The sequence below is a fragment of the Streptomyces europaeiscabiei genome, assembly GCF_001550375.1.
GTDB lineage: Bacteria > Actinomycetota > Actinomycetes > Streptomycetales > Streptomycetaceae > Streptomyces > Streptomyces europaeiscabiei.
In genome coordinates this window covers 1-19,850 of the sequence record NZ_LRTR01000792.1, presented here as the reverse complement: position 1 = coordinate 19,850, position 19,850 = coordinate 1, and the positions used below count along the sequence as shown (strand labels likewise).

Genomic DNA, 19,850 nt, shown 5'->3' with positions numbered 1-19,850 from the left:
GAGGGCCAGGCGATCCGCTCGCCCGCGCACTCCGGGGGCAGCAGGTCGAGCTGTCGTGGGCCCCCGATCAGGACCTCGGCGTCGCGCAGGGCCGCCCGGGAGGCGTCGGGGACGCCTCGCCAGCCGTCGGCGCCGAGCCCGACGACGGTGACGGCGTACGGCGGTCCTGGTCGTGCGGGGGTCACTGCGTGGTACCTCGGCGGATCGGGGGCGGCTGTCGGGGACGACAGAGGCGCACTCTACTAAGCGGTGACCTGCGCGCCTGTGCCCGGGTGCACGCCGCCCGCCCCCGCGCTCCGTCTCTGCCGCCGGCGGCTTCGCCGCCCTCGCCTGCCCGTGGCGCCCGGAGGCACCACCTGCTTACGGCTGCTGAGCACTCGGCCGCGCCAACGGCCGGGCCGCGTACGTGATGCGGACGACGCCATCGGCGTGGCGTTCCGTGTGGCCGCGTACGCCGAACACGTCCCGGAGGAGATCGGGGGTCAGGACCTCCAGTACCGGGCCCGCCGCGACCACCTCGCCGTCGTGCAGCACGACGAGGTGGTCGCAGAGCCGGGCGGCAAGGTCGAGGTCGAGGTCGTGCAGGACGGCCGGGGTGGTGATTCCGGTGGCGCGGATCTGGTCCAGGAGCTCGAACCGGGCCGCCGGCCCCGCCGCTGACCCAGGGCGAAGACCAGGGCCCCGGCCGCCGGCGCGCCGCCGAAGGTCGCGCCCGACACGCCGAGACCGCCCAGGCCGCCGAGCGCGACACCGCCGAGGGTGATGACGAGCACGGCGCCGAGCGAGGCCCTCGTACGAGAAGCCGAGGACGATCGGGTCGGCGAGCGGATTGGAGACCAGCGTCTGGAGGACGGCTCCCGCGACGGCCAGTCCCGCGCCGACGAGGGCGGCCAGGGCGACGCGGGGTGCCCGGAGCGTCCAGACGATCTGGTCCAGCGCGGGGTCGCCGGTGGCGCGCTGCCCGGTGACATGGTGCACCAGAACCGACCACACGTCGGTCACCGGGATGTTGACCGCGCCGATGCTGACCGCCACCACCATGACGGCGACGAGCACGACCAGCAGGGCACCGACCGTGCGTGGCAGCCCTCCTATTCCGTGACGAGGAGATGGCCCCGCCTTGGGCTTCCGACGGGCACAGCGGGCCTGCACCGCGTGCACCGCGTGCACCGCGTGCACCGCATGCACCGCGTGCACCGCATGCACCGCGTGCACCGCATGCACCGCGTGCACCGCATGCACCGCGCGGACTACCGGTCCGGCCCGAGGCACTGTCCCGGAGCCCCCGGGTGACCACGTCTCCACCGGGTCACCCGGGCCCCTGACGGCCGGCGGCCGCCCTCCGCCCCACTCAGACGTGTGTCAGCGGTCGGACGGGGGTTCCGGCGAGGAAGGCGGTGATGTCCTCCACCGCTTCCTTGTAGAAGGTGCGGTAGTTCCGTTCGGTGACGTAGCCGAGGTGCGGGGTGGCGAGCACGTTCGGCAGGGAGCGCAGGGGGTCGTCGGCGGGGAGGGGCTCGGTCTCGAAGACGTCGAGGCCGGCGCCGGCGATCCAACCCTCCCGCAGGGCACGCAGAAGTGCCGTGCGGTCGACGATGGCGGCCCGGGAGGTGTTGACCAGGTAGGCGTGCGGGCGCATGGCGCGCAGTTCCGGCTCGCCGAGCAGGCCGCGGGTGCGCCCGGACAGGACAAGGTGCACGGACACGAAGTCGCTGCGGTCGAGCAAGTCCTGTTTGCTTGCGGTGAGTTGGGCTCCGGCTTCGGCCGCTCGCCCGGCGGTGAGGTTCTCGCTCCAGGCGAGGACCTCCATACCGAAGGCGGTGGCGACGCGGGCCACCCGGGTGCCGATCCTGCCGAGGCCGAGCAGGCCCAGGGTGCGGCCGTGCAGGTCTTGGCCGACGGTGGACTGCCAGGGGCCGCCTTCCCGCAGGATCCGGCTCTCGGCGGTGACGTGCCGGGCGAGGCCGAGGAGGAGTGCCCAGGTCAGTTCGACGGGCGGGGTGGGGCTGCTCGCCGTGCCGCACACGGTCACACCCTGGGCCTGCGCCGCGGCGAGGTCGATGGAGGCGTTGCGCATGCCGGTGGTCACCAGCAGGCGCAGCCGGGGCAGTCGGCTCAGGAGAGCGGCGTCGAAGGGGGTGCGTTCCCGCATGGCCACGACGATCTCGCAGTCGGCGAGCTCGGCCACGAGTCTGTCCCGGTCGGTGATGTTCTCGCGGAGCGTGCGCACCTCGACCCGGCCGGCGAGGGGGCTCCAGTCGGCCATGGCCAGGGCGGCGCCCTGGTAGTCGTCCAGCACTGCGCAGTGGAGGGTCATGCGGGCAGTCTGCCTTTCATCGGCAGCTGACGTCTCCTCCGGAATCTTCGTCCCCCGACGCCCCCTCAGGTCCACCGACACATCCCCATGTGACGCACACGACATGACCGCTGATTCAAATTTGAATCAGACAGGTCTATGGTCGGCAGTAGCGATTGGCTTCAAATTTGAAACATATGTCGATCCGGGTGGCGAAGCGCGCTCACCGCCGGGCCGGCCGATCACACTGTTCGCTCGCACCCTGGAGTTCCCCCATGCCCACCTCCCTCGGTCGCGCCTCCACCGACGCCGCCCCGCGCTACGCCAAGCAACTCGCCTCGCACTTCGGCCGGAAGATCCCCACCGAGGAGACTCCCGAAGGGGGTCACCACCTCACCTTCGAGCAGACCGACGTCCTGCTCCAGCCGGCCGAGGACCACCTCCTGATCCGCGTGACCGCACCCGACGAGTCCACGCTCACCACCATCCGGGAGGTCGTGGGCAGTCACCTCGAACGCTTCGGCCGCCGCAACGAACTGAGCGTCGCCTGGGAGGAGCGCTCCGACGGCTGACGCTCCCGGGGCAGCCCGCCACGGCCCGCGCCCCGGATCGATCAGGGGCAGGTCCTCGCATCCTTGCCCGCGGCTTCAGCGTCACCGCCGGCACGCACCGTGGCGGGCAGCCCAAGCGCCCCGCGCCCGCAGAACGCACCCGCGACTGACTCCCCGTCAATGCACGGCCGTACCCGTCGGGCCGCACCCTAGGCCTCTGGCTTCGTAGGTGACGGTTGGCGCCACTTGTAGGTCAGTTCTGACTCCACCCGGTGCCTGGGAGACCCGATTTTGTAGGTGGGAAATGACTCCACCTGGCGGGCCCCGCCGCGACCGATTGAGAACCCGTAGTTGAACCCCTCTCACGGGGCTGCTGAAGCTGGATGAGGCTAGTGCCCCATGGACGACGGCTCATGTGCCACGTGCGGTGCCCGAGTGGGGGCGGCCTGCCTGACGAGGCGCCATGGAGATCGGCCCGCTTCGGACCGCCCGCTCGCCGGTACCGATCGAGGGCACGCTCGCCACGCAGGCCCGCACGTTGCGAGTTACCTACCTCGTGGGCCTGTTCAGATACAGATCGGCCTGTTCAGATGCAGATCACGATCTTTCCTCGGGTGCGTCCGCGCTCGGCGTGCGCGTGGGCGTCGGCGATCCGCTCCAGGGGGTAGGCCTGTTCGATACGGGGTGTGTAGCGGCCTTGCCCGCCCAGTTCCGCCGCCGCGGACAGGAGAGTGGAGTCGTTCACCGCGTGGGCCACATGCGTGCCCAGGCGGTGCCCGCCCGCGTGGTCGGCGACCGTCGCGACGCGCTTCGGGTCGCCCGCGATCGCGACGAGGTCGTCCAGGGAGCCGGAGGCCGCGGTGTCGAGCACGATGTCGACGCCGTGCGGAGCGAGGGTGGTGAGGCGCTGCGCGAGGCCGGGGCCGTAGGTGGTGGGAACGGCGCCGAGAGAGGTGAGGAACTCGTGGTTGCGTTCGCTGGCTGTCCCGATCACGGTGCCGACACCTTGTGCCACGGCGATCTCGACCGCCGCGCTGCCCACGCCTCCGGCGGCGCCCTCGACGAGGAGGGTGCGCCCCGCGAGGGGGCCGAGCGCGTCGAGTCCACGCATCGCGGTCACGGACGCGAGACCGGCGCCCGCGGCCTGCTCGTCGTTCCACGTGGCGGGGGTGTGCGCCCAGGCCGAAAGGATGAGCAGCTCCGCGGTCGCGCCGGTGACGCCGCCCAGCCCGAAGACCCGGTCGCCGATGCTCACCCCCTGCACCCCGTCGCCGATCTCGTCGACCACACCGGCGCCGTCGCGCCCGGGAATGTCGGGCAGATCCAGGGGGAAGATCTGGTGCAGGGCGCCGGAGCGCAGCTTCCAGTCGATGGGATTAACGCTGGCCGCCGCGACGCGGACACGTATCTCACCGGGTCCGGGGTGGGGATCGAGGGCCTGCTCGATCACCAGGCTCTCCGCTCCGCCGTATTCGTGGAACCGGGCTGCGCGCATAATGGTCTGCCTTACTTTGACGGGCCGGAATGACGTGTTCATCCGACGCTCGTCACTCTAAAACCTGACGTTGACGTGAGGTGCAAGCCGCAACTGCCGCCCGGCCGGAGGAGGGCAGGCGCGGATGGGTGAGGTTGCCGAGCAGGCGGGGGTGGGCGTGGGAGCCTGCGCCACTACGAGGGATCACGCCGCCCGTCACGGTCGACACCCATGTGCCCTCGGGCCGGCTCGGCGATCCCGGCACGACGCGAGGACTGCCGTGCGTACGTGAACCGCGTGAACGCCCTCGGGTCCGCCACCGGGTCATGATCAATCTCGGTGCCGGCAACGGTTCGTCGGTGCCGGCAACGGTTCGATCGACCCCCAGGGCTGCCCCCGGAGCAGGCATTGCTAGCCTAAACCTGACGTCAACGTGAGGTACGAGCGGGAAGTGAGTGACCTGCGTCATGCGCATCGGACAGCTCGCCAGGCGGTCAGGGGTCAGCGTGCGGGCCCTGCGCTACTACGAGGAACAGCGGCTCCTGGAATCGGCGCGGACGCCCGGTGGGCAGCGTGACTATCCCGACGAAGCCCTGGAGCGGGTCCAGCTCATCCAGGACCTCTTCGCGGCCGGCCTCTCCAGCCGTACCGTCGTCGAACTCCTGCCGTGCGTGAGCACCGGCGTCGCGACCCCCGCCATGCTCGACCAGCTCATCATCGAACGCGACCGCATCGCCGCACGCATCCAGGACCTGGCCCGGGCCAAGACCAAACTCGGCCGCGTGATCGAGAATGTGACCGCGGCGAACGTGGCGCAGGACTGATCAACCCGTCGCGAGAGGTGGGGCCCCGACCTATCCGGCATCTACCGGGCGACATCGCGCGTGAACAGGTCTCCCCACCCGGTCGGGTCCGTGAGGGCCACCGCCACCCCTCCCCTGTACCCGCCATGGACGATCAACGCCTCCACGGTTTCGGCCGAGCGAAGCCCACTCGTACTGTCTAACTTGCCTTACATCGCTTCAACCCGTTGACCTGTAGAGACACTTGACAGCACTGGATAAAAGGAGAAGCGATTCGACGCTGGACCGCTCGGTACTGCCCGGCAAGTAGAAGCCTGGAGAAGGGCGCCGACGTGCCCGGCCCCGGAGGACGGCGCCGTCGTCTTCAGCCCGCGGCGACCGCGGCGGCCTTCTGTTCGGCGCGGGCGCGGGTGGCGGCCAGACGGTAGGGGCCGTAGCGGGCGATGGTCTTGGCCGGCAGCTTCTCGTCTGCCGCCTCCACCAGCTCGTTGACGAGCTTGGTGGCCAGCACGTATTTCACCCGGTACTCGTGCATCGCCGCCTCGGTGCCCAGCGCGATGAGCAGGTGCGACTTGCCGGTTCCGCTGTCGCCGATCAGGCACAGCGGCAGGCCCTTCTTGACCCAGTCGCACTTGGCGAGGGTGTGGATGGCGGCCGGGTCGATAACCGGATTGGCGTCGAAGTCGAACTGCCGGATCGATTTCTCGCGCGGAAAGCCGGCCGCCTTGATCCGGCGTTCCGAGCGGCGCCGGGCCCGGTCGTCGCATTCGGACAGCAGCAGTTCGGCCAGGAACCCCAGGAACCCGCGATAGGTCATCTGGTCGCGGCCGGCGGCTACGGCCGGCTCGGGGTACTGGGAGCGGATGGTGGGTAGCCCGGAGCATCCGGCACGCCTGGTCCACGGCGGTGTCAGCGGCCTGACACACGAACACCGCCGCGGCCGGAGGCCGACCAGCCGACCGCTGCCTCTCCGAGTGTTCCGTTCGGAGGGGCCCGGTGTCGGCGACCGTGTCAGTGCTGGGCGAACTGGAGCCCTGTCGACTGGACGGCGTCCGGCCGCAGGGCGATCCCGTTGATGGTCAGTCGTTCTCCGTAGATGTCGGTGATCCTGATCGCCTTGCCGCACCCGCTGCCGTCGGGAGAGAGGAAGTAGTTGTAGCCGGTGCGCGCCAGTTGGCGCCAGCCGCCGCTGGTGCTGACCTCCAGCCGAGCGAGGGGGTTGCGGTGGCCGATCGCCTGGATACCGCACCAGTAAGGGCTGGACCCGATCTTGTAGCGGATCGAGATCGTGCCCACCGAACTGGGGCTCAACAGGCTCCAGGTGACCGAGATCCGGCCGGTCGAGACGGGGACCAGCTTGGCGAAGGCCTGTTCGCTGAGGTCGAGTTGGCCGGGCGCACAGGGCAGGGGGCATTCGTTGGTTATCCGGACCGTGACGGAGTTGCCGTTCGCCGCGCGAACCTGCACATAGGCCCCGCAGGCCTTGGACATCTGGTAGTCGGTGGTGTTCATCGCCGCGATCATCATGTCGCTGCTCGGACCGTACGAGCAGGCGCCGTCCCCGACCCCGGCCTTGTAGACCGTGGCGACTCCCTGATTCGTCACCTGCGGGCGTATCCGTCCGCTGGAGGCCGGCGCGGCAGGCGCCTCCCGTCGGGCGGCCGTTGACGGGGACGGCGACGGCGACGGCGACGTGGAGGGCTTCTTCGGCTTCTTGGCCTTGGTCGACGGGGACCCGGAGACCTCGGACGGGGAGGGTGTGGGGGACTTCTTCTTCCCTGCCGATGCCGGCGGCCGGGTCGCCTGGGAGTTGGCGACGGACGTGGCCGCGGCCGATCCGTCCTTGTCCTCGCGGTCCGGCTGCATCGCCATGACCAGGCAGACGAGAAGACCTGTGACGACCAGCCCCGTGGTGCTCCCCACCAAGAGCCGGCGCCTGTTCCTGCGCTGCCGCGCGGCCTGCCGTGTTCCTTGCATGTCCATCCGTTCGAAGAGCATGTCGGGTCCTGTCCTGTACCGCTCAGTTGCCGCTGGTCGCGAAAAGGTTGCCGCCAATTTTTCGGAGATCGGTACCTGGGACATGAGCGGCCGGATCGCAGCGCTGGGCACGGGTTCTGTGACGTCCGCCGCTCTTCGGCCGACAGCGCGTTGCAGCGGTTTCGACGCGAGCGCCGGTGGTCCCGCAGCCGACGGGACCACCGGCCGGAAACGCCCGTGCTCCCGCCCAAGAGTCCTCGGGTGTGAGCACGGTCTGCTTGCTGTGAGCCGGGGTGGGGCGCCCAGGCGCGCCACCCCGGGGCCTCCCAGCCAGCCTTGGTCATGTTCCACTGCTGCGGGGCGCCGCCGTTGGGGGTCCACTGGATGATCGGGCTGCCCTCGTTGACGATGTCGGAGTTGTCGAGAGCCTTGCCGCTCTGGGCGCAGGGCAGCCGGTAGACACCGCCTGCCAGGACGGCGGGCATACCGTTGACCTCCACGCAGACCACGGAGTCGTTCGCGTTGGGCGCGCTGCCCGGCACGCTGACGTTGATCTGCCCGCCGCTGACCGAGTAGCTGAGGTTGGTACCGGGGTTGTTCATCAGGTACACGCGGTTGATCGTGTTGTACACCGCCGGGATCTGCAGGGTGCCGCCCTTGGGCCAGTTGAAGACGTGGGCGAAGAGCTTGCCGTTCAGCCTCCCGGTCATCGATCAGCCCCACATCCAGCGGGCCCGCTGGATGATCACTGCCGCACAGGTGCCACGACCCGACGACACGTGTGAGCCGGCGCCCCACCAAGCTCTGCGCGCCCACCCCGGTGCCACGGAGCAGGCACTCGTTCGACTTCGCAGACTCCATCGGTCGACCGTCCCGCCGCTCACCTTCCGTCCCAGCCCTTGCCTAAGGTATCGACACTCGATAGATTTCCATCGTAAATCGATGGGAGGATGGGTCATGGGAAGACTGGCTGTGCGTGCGCTGCGCGCCGTGCTCGTGGTGATGCTCGCCGGCACCGTGTTCGTACAGGCAGGGATGGTGTGGGCCTTGGCGAACGACCCGGAGGACGGGTCGCTCCCGCTGACCCCGCTGCGCGTGATCACGATCCTGGGCATGGTGTCGGTTCAGGCTGCCCTGGTCTGCGTAGGGCGGTTGGTGACGATGGTGCGACGCGGAACCGTGTTCTCCCACGCCGCCTTCCGGTACGTGGACGGCGTGATCGGCGCGATCGTGGCGGCTGCCCTCATGTGGTTCGCGGTCACGGCCCTCAATGCGCCGGGCCAGCGGGACGACCCGGGCGTCACCGTCATCATGGCTGGGATCGGCATGGCCATCCTGGGGGTCGCGCTCATCGTGCTCGTGCTGCGGATGCTGCTCGCCCAGGCCGTCGCACGCGACGTCGAAGCGGCGCAGATGCAGGCCGAGTTGGACGAGGTGATCTGATGCCGATCACCGTCGACATCGACGTGATGCTGGCCAGGCGGAAGATGTCCGTGGGCGAACTCGCGGACCGCGTAGGGATCACGCCCGCCAACCTGGCGGTCCTCAAGAACGGCCGCGCCAAGGCGGTACGCTTCGCGACGCTCGCCGCACTCTGCGAGGTGCTCGAGTGCCAGCCGGGCGACCTGCTGCGCTGGGAGACCGAGGACACCGCCGGCGGATGACGTGCCTCCTCTCTCATGTCCCATGCTGGACGTGGCTTCGCGCAAGCCGGCCCGACACGGCCTGAGCGCGGATCCACACAGGGGCGACATGGCCCACCCGCCCTTCCCGGACGCTTCCCTGTTCAGCAGGACGGAGCGCTTCCTCGCCGAGGCGGCGGCCGACCCCGCCCTGCAACTGCACCAGTACGGCGACACCGTCCGCCTGCGCGAACAGGCGACCGCGATCGACCCGCTCCGCGAGGTGGCCTGGCGCGTACGGATGCGCGCGGCGAACGCGCTGGGCGACGACGACGGCGTCCTCACCGCGGTCCAGGGCTGCGAGACAGCACTGCCCCAGATCGACGCGACGCCCTCTCCCCGCACCCGCAAGCTTGCTCAAGCAGCTACAGCGGCAGCGCCGTGTTCCGCCGTCGGCGCGGCAGCGCGCCGGACGTGGGACCCCACGTGTGGGCAGTGCCAGCCGGGACTTGCGCAGCCGGTTTCAGGAAGGCGCCCCGCTCCGCCCGCGGAGCGGGGCGCCTTCGGCAGCGGGTGGCCTACTCCAGCGGCTTCTCGTCGCGGAAGCGCCGCAGTACGTTGTCTGTGATCTTCGCGATGTTGTTGTCGTATCCGTTGTGGGACAGCGATCCGGTCCAGGCGATGGATCCGACCGAGAAGAATCCGCCGCCGCCCTCCAGCGCGCAGTAGACCATGTCCGAGCGGACCGCCGGCTGCTCGGTTCCGCCCATCCCCGGGAGCATCTCGAAGATCTCCTCGGTCACCAGCAGGTAGTTGTCGGAGAAGGGCCCGGAGGTGGCCAGGACCAGGGTTCCGGGCGGCGAGCCGAGTGCCGGGTTCCAGCAGTCGATCTCGGCGCCGGCCGCACCGCCGCCGATGATGCCGAAGTCGCCCAGGACCTCGTTCTCGCCGACGCCTTCGAAGACGAAGGCCGCCCGCGGATCCTGGCTGTCCGCGAGGCGCTCGTAGTAGGTGCTGCGGTCGAAGCCCTGGGCCGCCATGCCGACTCCGACCAGACGCTGCGGGGCCTTGCCCTTGTTGCGCCACAGGCCGCTGGCCTCGCCCGAGGTGGTGTGGCGGCGTTCGGCGAAGGGGGACTGGTGGGGGCGGGTGCCGCCGTCGGCCCGGCGCAACTCCATCAGGTGCGGGGCGTCGGGGTCGTAGGAGACGGTCGCGAAGAACCCGTTGCCGCCCAGGTACATCAGTCGGCCGCCGTTCGCGGTGAACTCCTCGAGGGCGTCGAGCTCGCGCCGCGTGACGTATTCGGGGTGGCTTCCGGTGATCACGACGCGGTAGTCGCGCAGCAGGTCGTGGCCTTCCCGGTCAAGATCCTCGTCGGTGAGGACGTCGAACTCGCACTCCGCCGTCTCCAGCCAGTGCACCAGGGACAGGTCGGCGGGCAGGCCCCAGGGACCCTCGCTCGCGAACGAGGCCCGGTACCGCGGCTGCAGGCTGATCAGCGGGCGGCGGACGCTGCCGAACACCACGCCGGACCCGTCATTGTGGATTTCGTACAGGGAGCGGCCGAACTCGGGGTGGTCCTGCAGGACCAGGTCCTCCTTGTGGACGATGGGCGTGTGCCCGAGGAGCATCTCCATGCCGTCCGCCTCGAAGGCGATCCGGTCGTTGGCGTAAGCCAGGTAGGTGGCCGTGGGGAACAGGATGGCGACGTCCCTGCGCCGGCGGCCCGGCCCGACGAGGAAGGGCACGTGCTGCTCGATGCCCTCGGCCCGCAGCCGCACCGCGTAGACGCCGCTGGGCAGGTCCTCGGGCACCTCGAAGGTGAACGCCGCGGGCCACTGGGCGTCGGCGAGGTCGTCGTCGTGGAAGTGGATGGCGTCGAACTCGTCGGGCGCGAGCCGGAAGTCCTCCACGACACCTTGGAACGTGGGCCCGGTGACGCCCCGGACGGGCGCGTTGACGCAGCGGCCGTGCAGCATGTGCGGGCCCTCGTCGACCACGTCCCACAGCAGCAGCCCGTCGGGGCGCCGGCTGCGGCCGAAGTGCCAGGCAGCCACCGGCTCGCGCGCCTTGCAGGCGTCGTCGGTGGCGCGTTCGACGCGGATGCCACCGATCTTCCCGTTGAACGCGGTTGCCGCGAGCAGCCGGACACCATCCGCGCGAGCCAGCGCGCCGATACGGAACGGCATCGAGGAAGCCGTCCAGGCCGCCGAGGCGGGGGCGCTCGCCTGCTCGGGTACGGCGGCTGCGGCGGCCGGTGCCACCCGGTCCGCGCAGTGGTCCAGGGGAGCCTGGCGCAGGGTGATCTGCCCCGCCGACCGCGGCAGTTCAACCTCGAGCCGGTACCACTGGTGGGCCGTCAGCTCCTGTTCCAGGGTGAGGGTCCGCCGCTGACCGCCCTCGCTCCATACGAAGGACGGCTTGCCGTCATCGAGCAGCAGGGCCCAGCCGGTCATGGTCGCCTCGTCCCAGGTGCCCATGACCGCCTGGCGCTCGCCGGTGAAGCCGACCGAGCTCTGGCTGACCCGATAGGCGCCCAGGCTCCCCGAGCGGTTGTCGCGCGGAAGCGTCGGGAAGACGGCGGCGCGGACGACCAGCGCGTCGGGGTTCGCCAGCAGGCCCTTCGGGTCGGGGACTTCGACGTAGGAGCCGGGCCGGCAGGCGTAGTACTGCCCCGGGTACGTCCCGTCGATGGTGGAGGGGACCTCGGCCTCTAGGAAGCCCGGCCCGGCCTGCCCGTCGTAGCCGTGTCGCAGGCGCACCAGGGCGGCGTCGTAGGTCGACGGGCCTTCACAGCTGATGTGGAACGACAGTTGCTCGCCGGGACGGGCGGAGAAGCGATCGGTGTAGCCGAAGACGTTCTGGGTCGTCGCGCGGCCGCTCGAGAGTGCCATGACCCTCCTCGTTTCTTTCTAGTTCTGCAGTTCCGCGACACGCGCGGTGAAGATGTACCGCATGGCGTCCTCGTAGTCCTCGAAGGACTGCTGGGTCAGGAGCAGGTTGCCCGGCATGCCCAGGACGATCTGCGCCACGCGCCAGGGCCCGTCGGGGCCTTCGGAGAAGATGATGTGCTTGCCCGAGACGGGCAGGCTGCGCAGCGCCCGCAGCACACGTTGAGTACGGTCGTCGTGCGGTCCCAGCGGAGCCGCTTCATGGGCAGCGACGACCTCGTCGGTGCACTCCTTGCGCAGGCGTTCCTCGCTGCGCAGACGGAAGATGTCGAGCAGTTCGGCCGAGCGGTCTGCACTGGTGCGCATCAGTTCACCTCCTGCTGCGGGGACACCGTTGCGGTGCGGCGGGACAAGGACGATGGGCTCACGGGAGGGTGCCTTTCTCATGCTGAGGGGGCTCGCGAGCCCCGGGCAGCCGCGACTGAGGCGCGCCTCGAGGTGACGGTCTCGGGCCGATGCCGAGTGCTGCCCGGCGGTACGCGGGAGTGTGGTCAGGCGTCGGAGCCACCGAGCGCACGGCCGGTGAGCTTGAAGTACGCCGCCACGCCGAGGCCGATGACGAGCCAGCACGATCCGACGATCTTGGCATCGGAGTTCGCGTTCCACAGCGCGACCAGGAGGAGCACGGCGCCGAGGATCGGGGAGACCCAGTGGACGAAAACACTGCGGCTGCGGCCTCGGACGACGAAGTGGGTGAAGACGCTGACGTGGAGAAGGATGTAGGCGGTGATCGCGCCGAAGGTCACCAGGGTGATCAGCAGTCCAGACTGCTCCACGCCGAGGATGCCGACTCCCACCGACAGGAGCGCGATGAAGATCATCGCGTTGAGGGGGACCTGGCGCTTGTCGCTGACCCGTGACAGGAACTTCGGCAGCTGCCCGTCGCGGGCCATGCTGAAGACCAGACGGGCGGAGGTGGCGTTGGAGGCGATGGTGTTGGCGAAGATCGCGATCAGGGCGGCGGTCAGCAGGAGGACCGTTTTGAACCAGTCCGCCATGGCCGTGCCCACCACGTTGTAGAAGGCGTTGTTGACCGGGTCGCCGTCGGCGAATTCCGTCCCGCTCGGGACCAGGAGGCCCGCCACGAAGACCTGCACGACGAACAGCGCGGTCACCTGGTAAAGAACGATCATGGTGGCCTTGGAGACGGTCCTGCCGCCGCCCTCGGCTTCCTCGTTCAGGGTCGAGATCGCGTCGAACCCGATGTAACTCAGGGCGGCGACCGGAACTGCACCGAGGACCAGGGACCAGGAGCCGCCGTCGGCGGGAACGAACGGGCTGAGCGACAGATGGGCCCGGCCCTGGAGGACGAGCACGACTGCCCAGATGAGGAACACGGCCAGCACGACCAGCTGGATATAGAGGAAGATCTTGTTCATCGTCGCGGTGACACTGATGCCCATGATGTTGATCAGGGCGGTCGCGGCGACGAAGACCACCACCCAGACCCAGGCGGGCACCCAGGCGACCACTCCGGTCATCGCGCTGGCCGCGAAGACGCACAGCAGCGCGGGCAGCAGCAGGTAGTCGAGCAGGATGGCCCACCCGGAGACAAACCCGAGGAAGCGGTTGCTGCCCATCCGCACATAGCTGTAGACCGAGCCGGCGACCGGGAACCGGACCGCCATCTCCTTGTAGCTGACGGCACTGAACAGCATCGCGATCGCGGCCACCACGTAGACCGCGGCGACGGCGCCGGCGGACATGTTGTAGACGACGCCGAACACCGCGACGGGGGCGAGCGGCACCATGTAGATCAGGCCGTAGATGACAACGTCGGCCAGGCTGAGCGTGCGGGCGAGCTCCTGCTCGTAACCGAGTTCGTGCAGCCGATCGCGGTCGCCGTCCGCGACCCCGGGTCTTTCGGACACTGTTCTCGGAGCTTCTGGAGCGTTCAAGGCCGGGCCTCCTGAGGGATGAACGAGCCCCGCTCGGCTGTCGATGCCGTGGCGGCGACAGCGGGATAGGACGCGGGGGTCGGGCAGCAGCCGGCTCGGCGAGTGGGGACCGCCTTCGGCGCGGGCTTCTCTTCCCCTCGAATATGATGCTCAGCCACCGTGTGGCTCAATACGTACTTCTACCGACAGCGGCGGTCAGCGGTCCAGGCGCAGAATGCCTTCGCGCAGCGCCGACGCCACCGCGCCGGCCCGCGACGGCTGTCCCATCTTGTGGAGGATCCGCTCCACGTGCGTGGTCACCGTGCGCAGGGAGACGTCTCGCTGCGATGCCAGCTGCTGGTTCGAGAACCCGGCGGCCATCCCGTTCAGGATGTCGTACTCGCGCGGCGAGAGGGAATGGGGCAGACCGGCCGCAGGAAGCTCCTGCACCAGTACGGCCGGTTCCGGTCGGCCCAGCGGATCGGCCACCTTCAGGACCTGCAGCGCGAGCCACCCTTCGCTCGACGCCTGCAGCCCGGCGGCGGCGACCTGCGCCGAGGCCGTGAAGCGACGCAGGAAGCCGGTGAACTCGGGCTGCGTGGGCGCCAGCGCCGGGGCACACGACTCGACGGCCCAGGCACGGCCGGTGTGGTCGATCAGGGTGGCGTTCGCTCCCGGCGGTATGGCGCACCCCGTGGTCTGCCGCCGAGCCACATCGCACATCTGAGCCAGCGCGGGCGCCAGGGCTCCGAGGAGTTCGGCCGCGTCATCACGGAACGCGCCGCGCCCCGCCGCGGAGAAATGCAGCATGCCCGTGTACACACCGCTGTCCGAGAAGAGGCAGGCGGTCATGCCGTCTGCGAAGCCGGCAGGTCCGAGCACCTCTCGGTACATCGGGGACCGTCGGTAGTCGCCCGGCACGTCGTCGATCCGCATCGGCAGGCGCCGCTCCCAGACCAGCCGGTTCTCAGCACTCGCCGCATAGCGGTCACCCAATGCAGCAACTGTTTCATCACCGTAGGTGACCACAGCGAGCGCGCGGTGCGCACGGGCCATCGGGTCCCAGAGCAGGACGGCGCTGGCATCGTGATGAGTCACCGGCTCAAGCAGCCTCAGCACCGTCATCGCGGCCTCGCGCCGGTCACCGGCTCCGGCTGCGTAGGCCGCCTCGACCAGGACCCGGGTGTGGGATGGCTCCATCAGCAAATCCCTCTCGAAGCCAGGCTACCCCCGACACATCACAATAACTTCTTCTCGGGCTGGGATGAGGAGGGCTGCGGTTGCACCTTGCGCAGTGGGCGCGGACCTGGCCGCGTCGCCAAGGAAGCCGCCTCGCCGTTCCCGCACCCCCGCACCCGCTGTGGTTGATGGCCAGGTAGTACGTGGACACGCCGTCGCGTTCCGGCGGCTGCCGGGTGCGTGTGTCTCCGCCTGCCGATCTGTCGCAGTCACTCTTCTATGCGCGCCCGGCATCACTCGCGAACCCGGCCAGCACGAGCGCAATCGCCGCGTCCACCTCGGCTGTGAACGCCCCGTGCGGCGCTGCCTCTTGGGGCAGCCATCGCATGAGTGCACCCTGCAAGACGTCATAGAGCACGTCTGCGGTCAGGGCGGGGTCGGCAGAGGGCGTCGGCCCATTGTCCGACCCCCGCCAAGTCGGACATCGCCACTGAGTGGGCGGTGCGAGGCGGGGAGTCGGTCTTCGCCCTGGTTCGCGACGTGGAACTGCGTGATTGGCTGCGTGACTGCCTACGTCGATTCCCCGCTGCCGCAACTGCGCGCCTGGAACGACTACGGCGCCCAGCTCGTCGCCGACCACCCCGGCCGCTTCGGCCTGCTCGCCGGCCTGCCGACCGACGACCCGGACGCGGCCTTGGCCGAGATCGCGCGCGGCGACACGGAAACACACCCCGACGGCTACCTGCTGACCACCCGCCGGTCGGGCGTCCCGCTCGGCGACCCGCGTCTGGAGCCTGTGTGGGAGGAACTCGACCGGCGCTCGGCCGTGCTGTTCATCCACCCGAGCGCCGTACCGCCCACGTTCCGGCAGACCGCTGTCCTGCTCGAGTTGCCGTTCGAGACCACCCGGACCGTCGTGGACCTCCTCTACACAGGATTCTTCCGCCGATACCCCCGCCTCACGGTCGTTCTCGCCCACTGCGGCGGCGCCCTGCCCGCGCTCTCCGGCCGCCTCGGGCTGCTCGGCGCGGAGGAGTACGTCTTCAACCCGCTGGGCCTGACCGCCGATGACATCCGCACCGACCTGGCGAAGCTCTACCTCGACACCGCCGCGGCCGGCACAGACGCCAACCTCGCCGCAGCAGTCACGAGGGTGCCCCGCGACCACCTCGTCTACGGCGCCGACGCCGGAGTCCCCTGCTCGAACGAGAACAACATGAAACGCAACATCGACTCGCTCCGGAACTCCCACGTCCTCCCACCGCAGGAGGTCGACGCACTCGGCCACCGCGCCTTCGACCTCTTCCCCGCAGCCGCACAACGCCACCGCGCCGCCACTGCAGCAGCAGCCTGACCCGCACTTGACACAGACGCCGAGCCGGATCCACTCGTCGCGACGGCTGCGGATCGTGGTGGCCGAGCAGGTCGTGTCGGCGATCGCCCGACAGGAGCGGCCGGATCCCAGGAGATGCAGCATCTCGTCCTAAACGACCCGGTCGCTGATGTGTGGGGGGTGGCAGCCCAGCTGATGGGTCTGCGCGTAGTTCGATCGCCCAGGCGGCAAGGCGGTGCATCGACCCCAGAGAGGACCGGTCATCCATGATCGCAGTACAGGCACAGGTCTCCCCGGTGATCACAGAGCGTCGCAACTCGAAGAGCGCCGAGATCTATGCCTGCCTTCCAGGGCGAAGCAATGCGTGCCGGCGTCTGCTGGACGGCGAGCCGCTCCGCCGGGTCGAGATTCACCTCTCCCGCCGGCGTTGTGGTGACCTGGCCGCCTCCCCAGCCGAAGCCGCAGTCGTCGCCATATCAAACCTCGCTCGTGCTCGGTTGTCGGCCAACGGGCGCGCACGGCGACAGCGGCCACCCGGCGTGCGCTGGGAGGGGGAGGGCGTGACATGAGCGGCGCGCCGCCTTGCGACCGACGACCGCTCCACCGCCATGCCGCCGGACCGCTGCCGCCGGTGACGGTGACGGTGACGGTGATGTGCCGGCCGGCGATGGACGCGACTCCTCCGGCATCAGGAATGCGACCGACTGCGCGGCTCCTCACCCGTGTCCAGGCCGCAGGCGCAGCACGCACCGACATTGATGGCACCGAGCTGTTCGCGCTGGTAGCAGCGCTCGCCTGGCTCGGCGATCAACCCTCACTCGCCCCACGCTCCGATCACCTTTCCGATGTTGTCGCGAGCGCGATCCTGACGAATCCAGCGAGCACCGACACCGGAGGAACGCCGCCCCCGGGCCCGTAGCGGGAATCGTCGCGCATGCGGACCAGCAGACTCGGCCACACGACTCCGACGGGGGTGAGTCTCGGGCACGACCAGCCAGCCGACTCGCTCGGACGTGGATGGGGCAGTCGCTTCGGCGAGAGGGACTGGAGACCAATGGGCCAGGACAGCCAACCCTGGTGCGACCGCTGAAGGGAAGCCACGGGACCGGCGGTTCGCCCTGTGAGATCCGTCCGTTCCGGTTCGCCGGCGCGGCGGTTACGACGATCAGCAGGAGAGAATGGCGTGTGTGGGGGGAATGTAAAGACGAGGGGGTAACTGTGGGAGCGGACGGGGTAGTTGGGGACGGCGGGAACGGGGCTCCGTTGCTGGGCCGCTCCGTCGAACTGGCCCGGTTCGAGGCGCTGCTCGACCGTGCGGCAGGCGACGCGCGCGACACGGCGAGGGGCGAGGAGTTCCGTGACAGCGGCCGTTCCCGGCTCGTCGACATCACCGGTGAGGCCGGCATCGGCAAGAGCCGGCTGCTCGGCGAGGTCTGCGCACGGGCGCGCCGACGCGGAATGACGGTACTGCGCGGCAGAGCCACGGAGTACGAGCGGCGGGTGCCGTTCCAGGTGTTCACCGACGCGCTCGCCCACCTCGACCCGCACGCCCTGGACGGCTTCCAGGAGACCGAAGCGGTGGCGCCCCTCCTTCAGCGGAGCGGCGCGGTCGACCGTTTCCGACTGCACCGGTCCACGGCCGTCCTGCTCACCCGGCTCGCCGCCCCGTCCGGGCTGCTGCTGGCCCTCGACGACCTGCACTGGGCGGACCCGGCGTCACTGGAGCTGCTGGACCACCTCGTACGCCATCCCGTGCACGCCCCCGTCGTCCTGGCCGTGACACGCCGTGACCGCCAGAGTCCCGAGTCCCTCGCCGCCAGGCTCACCCGAGAACTCGACACCGGCACGGTCGTCAGACTCGGCCTGAGACCGCTGAGCGCACGCGACTGCGCCGAACTGGCCGGCCCCGGCCTGCCGCCCGCCGAGACCGCCGCGCTGTACGCCGCGAGCGAGGGCAACCCGTTCTACTTCCTGACCCTCCTTCAGGCCCACCGCGAGGGTACGACGCCCGAGTCCTCGGCGCCGCCCGGGCTCGGCACCCTGCTGCTGGACGAACTCGCCGTGCTCGCCCCCTCCCGCCGCGGCATCGTCGAGGCCGTGGCGATACTGGGCGAGCACGCCACCCCGGCGATGGTGAGCCGGGTGACCGGCCGCTCCGGCACTGCGTTCACCGACGACGTCCACGCTCTCACCCGCCGCGACCTGCTGCGCTCCGCCCCGCAAGGCCTGTTGACCCTGCGGCATCCGGTCGTGCGGACCCTCGTCCACGAAAGCACGCCCTTCTTGAGGCGCGTCGAGATTCACCGACTCGCCGCGCAGGAACTGGCCCGCGTCGGCGCCTCGGCCGCCGAGCGAGCCCACCATGTGGAACAGTCGCTGACCGGCTGGGACCCGGCAGCGGTGGCCGTGCTCGACGAGGCCGCCGCACGAACCGCCCGAACGGCTCCGGCGAGCTGCGCCCACTGGCTCGACGTCGTACTCCGCCACCTTCCGGACACTGCGGAACATGCCGCCCGGCGGCGTGCGTTGGCCCTGAGGCGGGCCCGCGCACTGGCCGCGTGCGGTGGCCTGCGCGAGAGCCGCGACCTGCTCCAGGAGCTGATCGCCACCCCGCAGCGGTCCCCCGGTGGCCCGACCACCGGCGAGGACCAGGACCTCAGAGTGCGCGCGGTCGTCCTGTGCGCGCTGGTGGAGCGTCATCTGGGGCGCTCCACCGAGGCCGTCGCGCTGTTGCGCCGTGAGCTGGCCCGCGGCCCCGCACCGGGCCACGTCGTCCGGCTCGGCCTGGAGCTCGGCTCGGCCGCGCCCCTGGACAGCGACACCTCGTACGCCCAGGTGCGCACCGAGGTCGAGGCGGCCCTCGCGGCGGCCCGATCCACGGGCGCCGAGGTCGAGGAGGCGGGCGTCCTCGCCGTCGCCGCCCTGGGAGAGGCGTACGAGGGCAACATGACCGCGGCGCACCGCCTCGCCCGGCAGGCCGCCGCCCTGGTCGACTCCCTGCCCGACAACGACCTCACAGCGCTGTGCGAACCACTGGCCCGGCTCGGCTGGGCGGAGGCGTTCCTGGAGCACTACCCGGACGCGGAGCGGCACGCCGAGCGCGGTCTCGACATCGCCCGCCGCAGCGGTCAGCTCTATGTCGTGCCCCATCTGCTGCTGTGCCTGTCCCATGTCCGGGTCCAGACCTGCCGGGTCTCCTCGGCGCTGGAACTCGCCGACCGGGCCGAGGACATCGCCCGCGGGATCGGCAGCGACCAGTTGCTCGCGTTCGTACTGGCGAGCAAGGCCGCGGCGCTCGTCGCCGGCTGCCCGCCGGGCGATCCGCGCCCCCTCGCCGTCGCCGAGGAGGCGGTGGCCGCGGCCGGTAACGGGGTCGACTGGTGGGCCTCCACGGCCTGGTGCATCTTCGGCTGGGCCGCGCTCATGGCCGGCGACCCGGTCCGTGCCCGGGACGCGATGCTCCAGGCGGGCGGCCCCGAACTGCAGCGGATCCAGCCGTCGATGCGGCCGCTCTACCTGGAGATCCTGGTCACGTCCGCACTCTTGACGGGTATGTCCGAGGAGGCCCGTGGCTGGGCCGAGCGTGCCCGCAAGGAGGCGGAACAACTGGGGCTGCCGATGCAGCGGGCCTCCGCGCTGCGCAGCAGCGCCCATCTGCCGCTGGCACAGGGGGACACGGCAGCGGCGGCGGACCTGTTCGCGGAGGCCGCGGCGGAGAGCGCGCGCTGCGGCGCGGTGTTCTGGGAGGCCCACTCCCTGCTGCTCGGCGCCCCACTGGAAGCGGCGG

Annotated in this window: 15 protein-coding genes and 5 pseudogenes; 8 read left to right on the top strand and 12 right to left on the bottom strand. The window is 70.3% G+C overall.

The window, feature by feature from the left end:
• From AWZ10_RS38950 to AWZ10_RS38935, 3 genes and pseudogenes are all read right to left on the bottom strand, one after another.
• Positions 1–185: pseudogene (locus AWZ10_RS38950) on the bottom strand (cobalamin biosynthesis bifunctional protein CbiET); the annotation flags it as partial.
• A 175-nt stretch (positions 186–360) separates the two neighbouring features.
• On the bottom strand, positions 361–1,233 hold the full coding sequence (locus tag AWZ10_RS54510; protein ID WP_244172700.1) for an ABC transporter ATP-binding protein: 873 nt from the start codon (positions 1,231–1,233) through the stop codon (positions 361–363).
• A gap of 118 nt (positions 1,234–1,351) precedes the next feature.
• On the bottom strand, positions 1,352–2,317 hold the full coding sequence (locus AWZ10_RS38935) for a D-2-hydroxyacid dehydrogenase family protein (RefSeq protein WP_208618632.1): 966 nt from the start codon (positions 2,315–2,317) through the stop codon (positions 1,352–1,354).
• Positions 2,318–2,571: 254 nt separating this feature from the next.
• Here AWZ10_RS38935 and AWZ10_RS38930 point away from each other — a divergent pair, with 254 nt between their 5' ends.
• Positions 2,572–2,868 (top strand): DUF2218 domain-containing protein, encoded by a 297-nt coding sequence (locus AWZ10_RS38930; protein ID WP_060893388.1) that lies wholly within the window; start codon positions 2,572–2,574, stop codon positions 2,866–2,868.
• 565 nt (positions 2,869–3,433) lie between these two features.
• Here the strand turns inward: AWZ10_RS38930 and AWZ10_RS38925 are convergent.
• Positions 3,434–4,342 carry an NADP-dependent oxidoreductase gene (locus AWZ10_RS38925; RefSeq protein ID WP_060893387.1) on the bottom strand — a complete coding sequence of 303 codons (909 nt, stop codon included), beginning with the start codon at positions 4,340–4,342 and terminating at the stop codon, positions 3,434–3,436.
• A gap of 446 nt (positions 4,343–4,788) precedes the next feature.
• Between AWZ10_RS38925 and AWZ10_RS38920 the strand changes: the two genes are divergently transcribed.
• Positions 4,789–5,145: a MerR family transcriptional regulator gene (locus tag AWZ10_RS38920; RefSeq protein WP_060893390.1), complete on the top strand. Its 357-nt coding sequence runs from the start codon at positions 4,789–4,791 to the stop codon at positions 5,143–5,145.
• A gap of 409 nt (positions 5,146–5,554) precedes the next feature.
• Here AWZ10_RS38920 and AWZ10_RS38915 read toward each other — a convergent pair.
• From AWZ10_RS38915 to AWZ10_RS55570, 3 genes and pseudogenes are all read right to left on the bottom strand, one after another.
• Positions 5,555–6,056: pseudogene (locus AWZ10_RS38915) on the bottom strand (ATP-binding protein); the annotation flags it as partial.
• A 79-nt stretch (positions 6,057–6,135) separates the two neighbouring features.
• Complete coding sequence (locus tag AWZ10_RS38910; protein ID WP_240439420.1) at positions 6,136–7,122, bottom strand: RlpA-like double-psi beta-barrel domain-containing protein; 987 nt, start codon at positions 7,120–7,122, stop codon at positions 6,136–6,138.
• A gap of 320 nt (positions 7,123–7,442) precedes the next feature.
• Positions 7,443–7,586 (bottom strand): annotated as a pseudogene (locus AWZ10_RS55570) (RICIN domain-containing protein); the annotation flags it as partial.
• Positions 7,587–8,058: 472 nt separating this feature from the next.
• On the opposite strand from AWZ10_RS55570, the gene AWZ10_RS38905 reads away from it, so the two are divergent.
• The 3 genes from AWZ10_RS38905 to AWZ10_RS48985 all read left to right on the top strand — a co-directional run bounded on the left by AWZ10_RS38905 (position 8,059) and on the right by AWZ10_RS48985 (position 9,351).
• Positions 8,059–8,544: a DUF2975 domain-containing protein gene (locus AWZ10_RS38905; protein WP_060893386.1), complete on the top strand. Its 486-nt coding sequence runs from the start codon at positions 8,059–8,061 to the stop codon at positions 8,542–8,544.
• Positions 8,544–8,765 (top strand): helix-turn-helix domain-containing protein, encoded by a 222-nt coding sequence (locus tag AWZ10_RS38900; protein WP_046707561.1) that lies wholly within the window; start codon positions 8,544–8,546, stop codon positions 8,763–8,765. Before AWZ10_RS38905 ends, AWZ10_RS38900 begins: the two co-directional genes overlap by 1 nt.
• An 88-nt stretch (positions 8,766–8,853) precedes the next feature.
• Positions 8,854–9,351 (top strand): bacterial transcriptional activator domain-containing protein, encoded by a 498-nt coding sequence (locus AWZ10_RS48985; protein WP_159058522.1) that lies wholly within the window; start codon positions 8,854–8,856, stop codon positions 9,349–9,351.
• Here AWZ10_RS48985 and AWZ10_RS38895 read toward each other — a convergent pair.
• The 4 genes from AWZ10_RS38895 to AWZ10_RS38880 form a co-directional block, all read right to left on the bottom strand.
• Positions 9,302–11,617 carry a N,N-dimethylformamidase beta subunit family domain-containing protein gene (locus tag AWZ10_RS38895; protein ID WP_046706087.1) on the bottom strand — a complete coding sequence of 772 codons (2,316 nt, stop codon included), beginning with the start codon at positions 11,615–11,617 and terminating at the stop codon, positions 9,302–9,304. The two genes, AWZ10_RS48985 and AWZ10_RS38895, sit on opposite strands and share 50 nt — an antisense overlap.
• Positions 11,618–11,635: 18 nt before the next feature.
• Positions 11,636–11,980, bottom strand: a complete 345-nt coding sequence (locus tag AWZ10_RS38890) for a N,N-dimethylformamidase alpha subunit family protein (RefSeq protein ID WP_046706088.1) — start codon at positions 11,978–11,980, stop codon at positions 11,636–11,638.
• A gap of 185 nt (positions 11,981–12,165) precedes the next feature.
• On the bottom strand, positions 12,166–13,545 hold the full coding sequence (locus tag AWZ10_RS38885) for an APC family permease (RefSeq protein WP_046706089.1): 1,380 nt from the start codon (positions 13,543–13,545) through the stop codon (positions 12,166–12,168).
• 222 nt (positions 13,546–13,767) lie between these two features.
• Positions 13,768–14,751 (bottom strand): response regulator transcription factor, encoded by a 984-nt coding sequence (locus AWZ10_RS38880; protein WP_046706090.1) that lies wholly within the window; start codon positions 14,749–14,751, stop codon positions 13,768–13,770.
• Positions 14,752–15,292: 541 nt separating this feature from the next.
• Here AWZ10_RS38880 and AWZ10_RS54505 point away from each other — a divergent pair.
• Complete coding sequence (locus AWZ10_RS54505) at positions 15,293–16,084, top strand: amidohydrolase family protein (protein ID WP_244172699.1); 792 nt, start codon at positions 15,293–15,295, stop codon at positions 16,082–16,084.
• Between the two features lie 15 nt (positions 16,085–16,099).
• Here the strand turns inward: AWZ10_RS54505 and AWZ10_RS54500 are convergent.
• Positions 16,100–16,348, bottom strand: a pseudogene (locus tag AWZ10_RS54500) (IS5/IS1182 family transposase); the annotation flags it as partial.
• A gap of 421 nt (positions 16,349–16,769) precedes the next feature.
• On the opposite strand from AWZ10_RS54500, the pseudogene AWZ10_RS54495 reads away from it, so the two are divergent.
• Together AWZ10_RS54495 and AWZ10_RS38870 are read left to right on the top strand one after the other, a co-directional pair.
• Positions 16,770–16,982 (top strand): annotated as a pseudogene (locus AWZ10_RS54495) (SbtR family transcriptional regulator); the annotation flags it as partial.
• Positions 16,983–17,326: 344 nt separating this feature from the next.
• Positions 17,327–19,850, top strand: a 2,524-nt coding sequence (locus AWZ10_RS38870; RefSeq protein ID WP_060893385.1) for an ATP-binding protein, incomplete at its 3' end; no start/stop codon positions are given.

Excerpts from the sequence above, each read along its gene's own strand:
- AWZ10_RS38930 (WP_060893388.1), top strand. The coding sequence starts at position 2,572 with ATGCCCACCTCCCTCGGTCGCGCCTCCACCGACGCCGCCCCGCGCTAC.
- AWZ10_RS38880 (WP_046706090.1), bottom strand. The coding sequence starts at position 14,751 with ATGGAGCCATCCCACACCCGGGTCCTGGTCGAGGCGGCCTACGCAGCC.
- AWZ10_RS38920 (WP_060893390.1), top strand. The coding sequence starts at position 4,789 with ATGCGCATCGGACAGCTCGCCAGGCGGTCAGGGGTCAGCGTGCGGGCC.
- AWZ10_RS38905 (WP_060893386.1), top strand. The coding sequence starts at position 8,059 with ATGGGAAGACTGGCTGTGCGTGCGCTGCGCGCCGTGCTCGTGGTGATG.
- AWZ10_RS38895 (WP_046706087.1), bottom strand. The coding sequence starts at position 11,617 with ATGGCACTCTCGAGCGGCCGCGCGACGACCCAGAACGTCTTCGGCTAC.
- AWZ10_RS38890 (WP_046706088.1), bottom strand. The coding sequence starts at position 11,980 with ATGCGCACCAGTGCAGACCGCTCGGCCGAACTGCTCGACATCTTCCGT.
- AWZ10_RS38900 (WP_046707561.1), top strand. The coding sequence starts at position 8,544 with ATGCCGATCACCGTCGACATCGACGTGATGCTGGCCAGGCGGAAGATG.
- AWZ10_RS48985 (WP_159058522.1), top strand. The coding sequence starts at position 8,854 with ATGGCCCACCCGCCCTTCCCGGACGCTTCCCTGTTCAGCAGGACGGAG.
- AWZ10_RS38925 (WP_060893387.1), bottom strand. The coding sequence starts at position 4,342 with ATGCGCGCAGCCCGGTTCCACGAATACGGCGGAGCGGAGAGCCTGGTG.
- AWZ10_RS38935 (WP_208618632.1), bottom strand. The coding sequence starts at position 2,317 with ATGACCCTCCACTGCGCAGTGCTGGACGACTACCAGGGCGCCGCCCTG.
- AWZ10_RS38910 (WP_240439420.1), bottom strand. The coding sequence starts at position 7,122 with ATGCTCTTCGAACGGATGGACATGCAAGGAACACGGCAGGCCGCGCGG.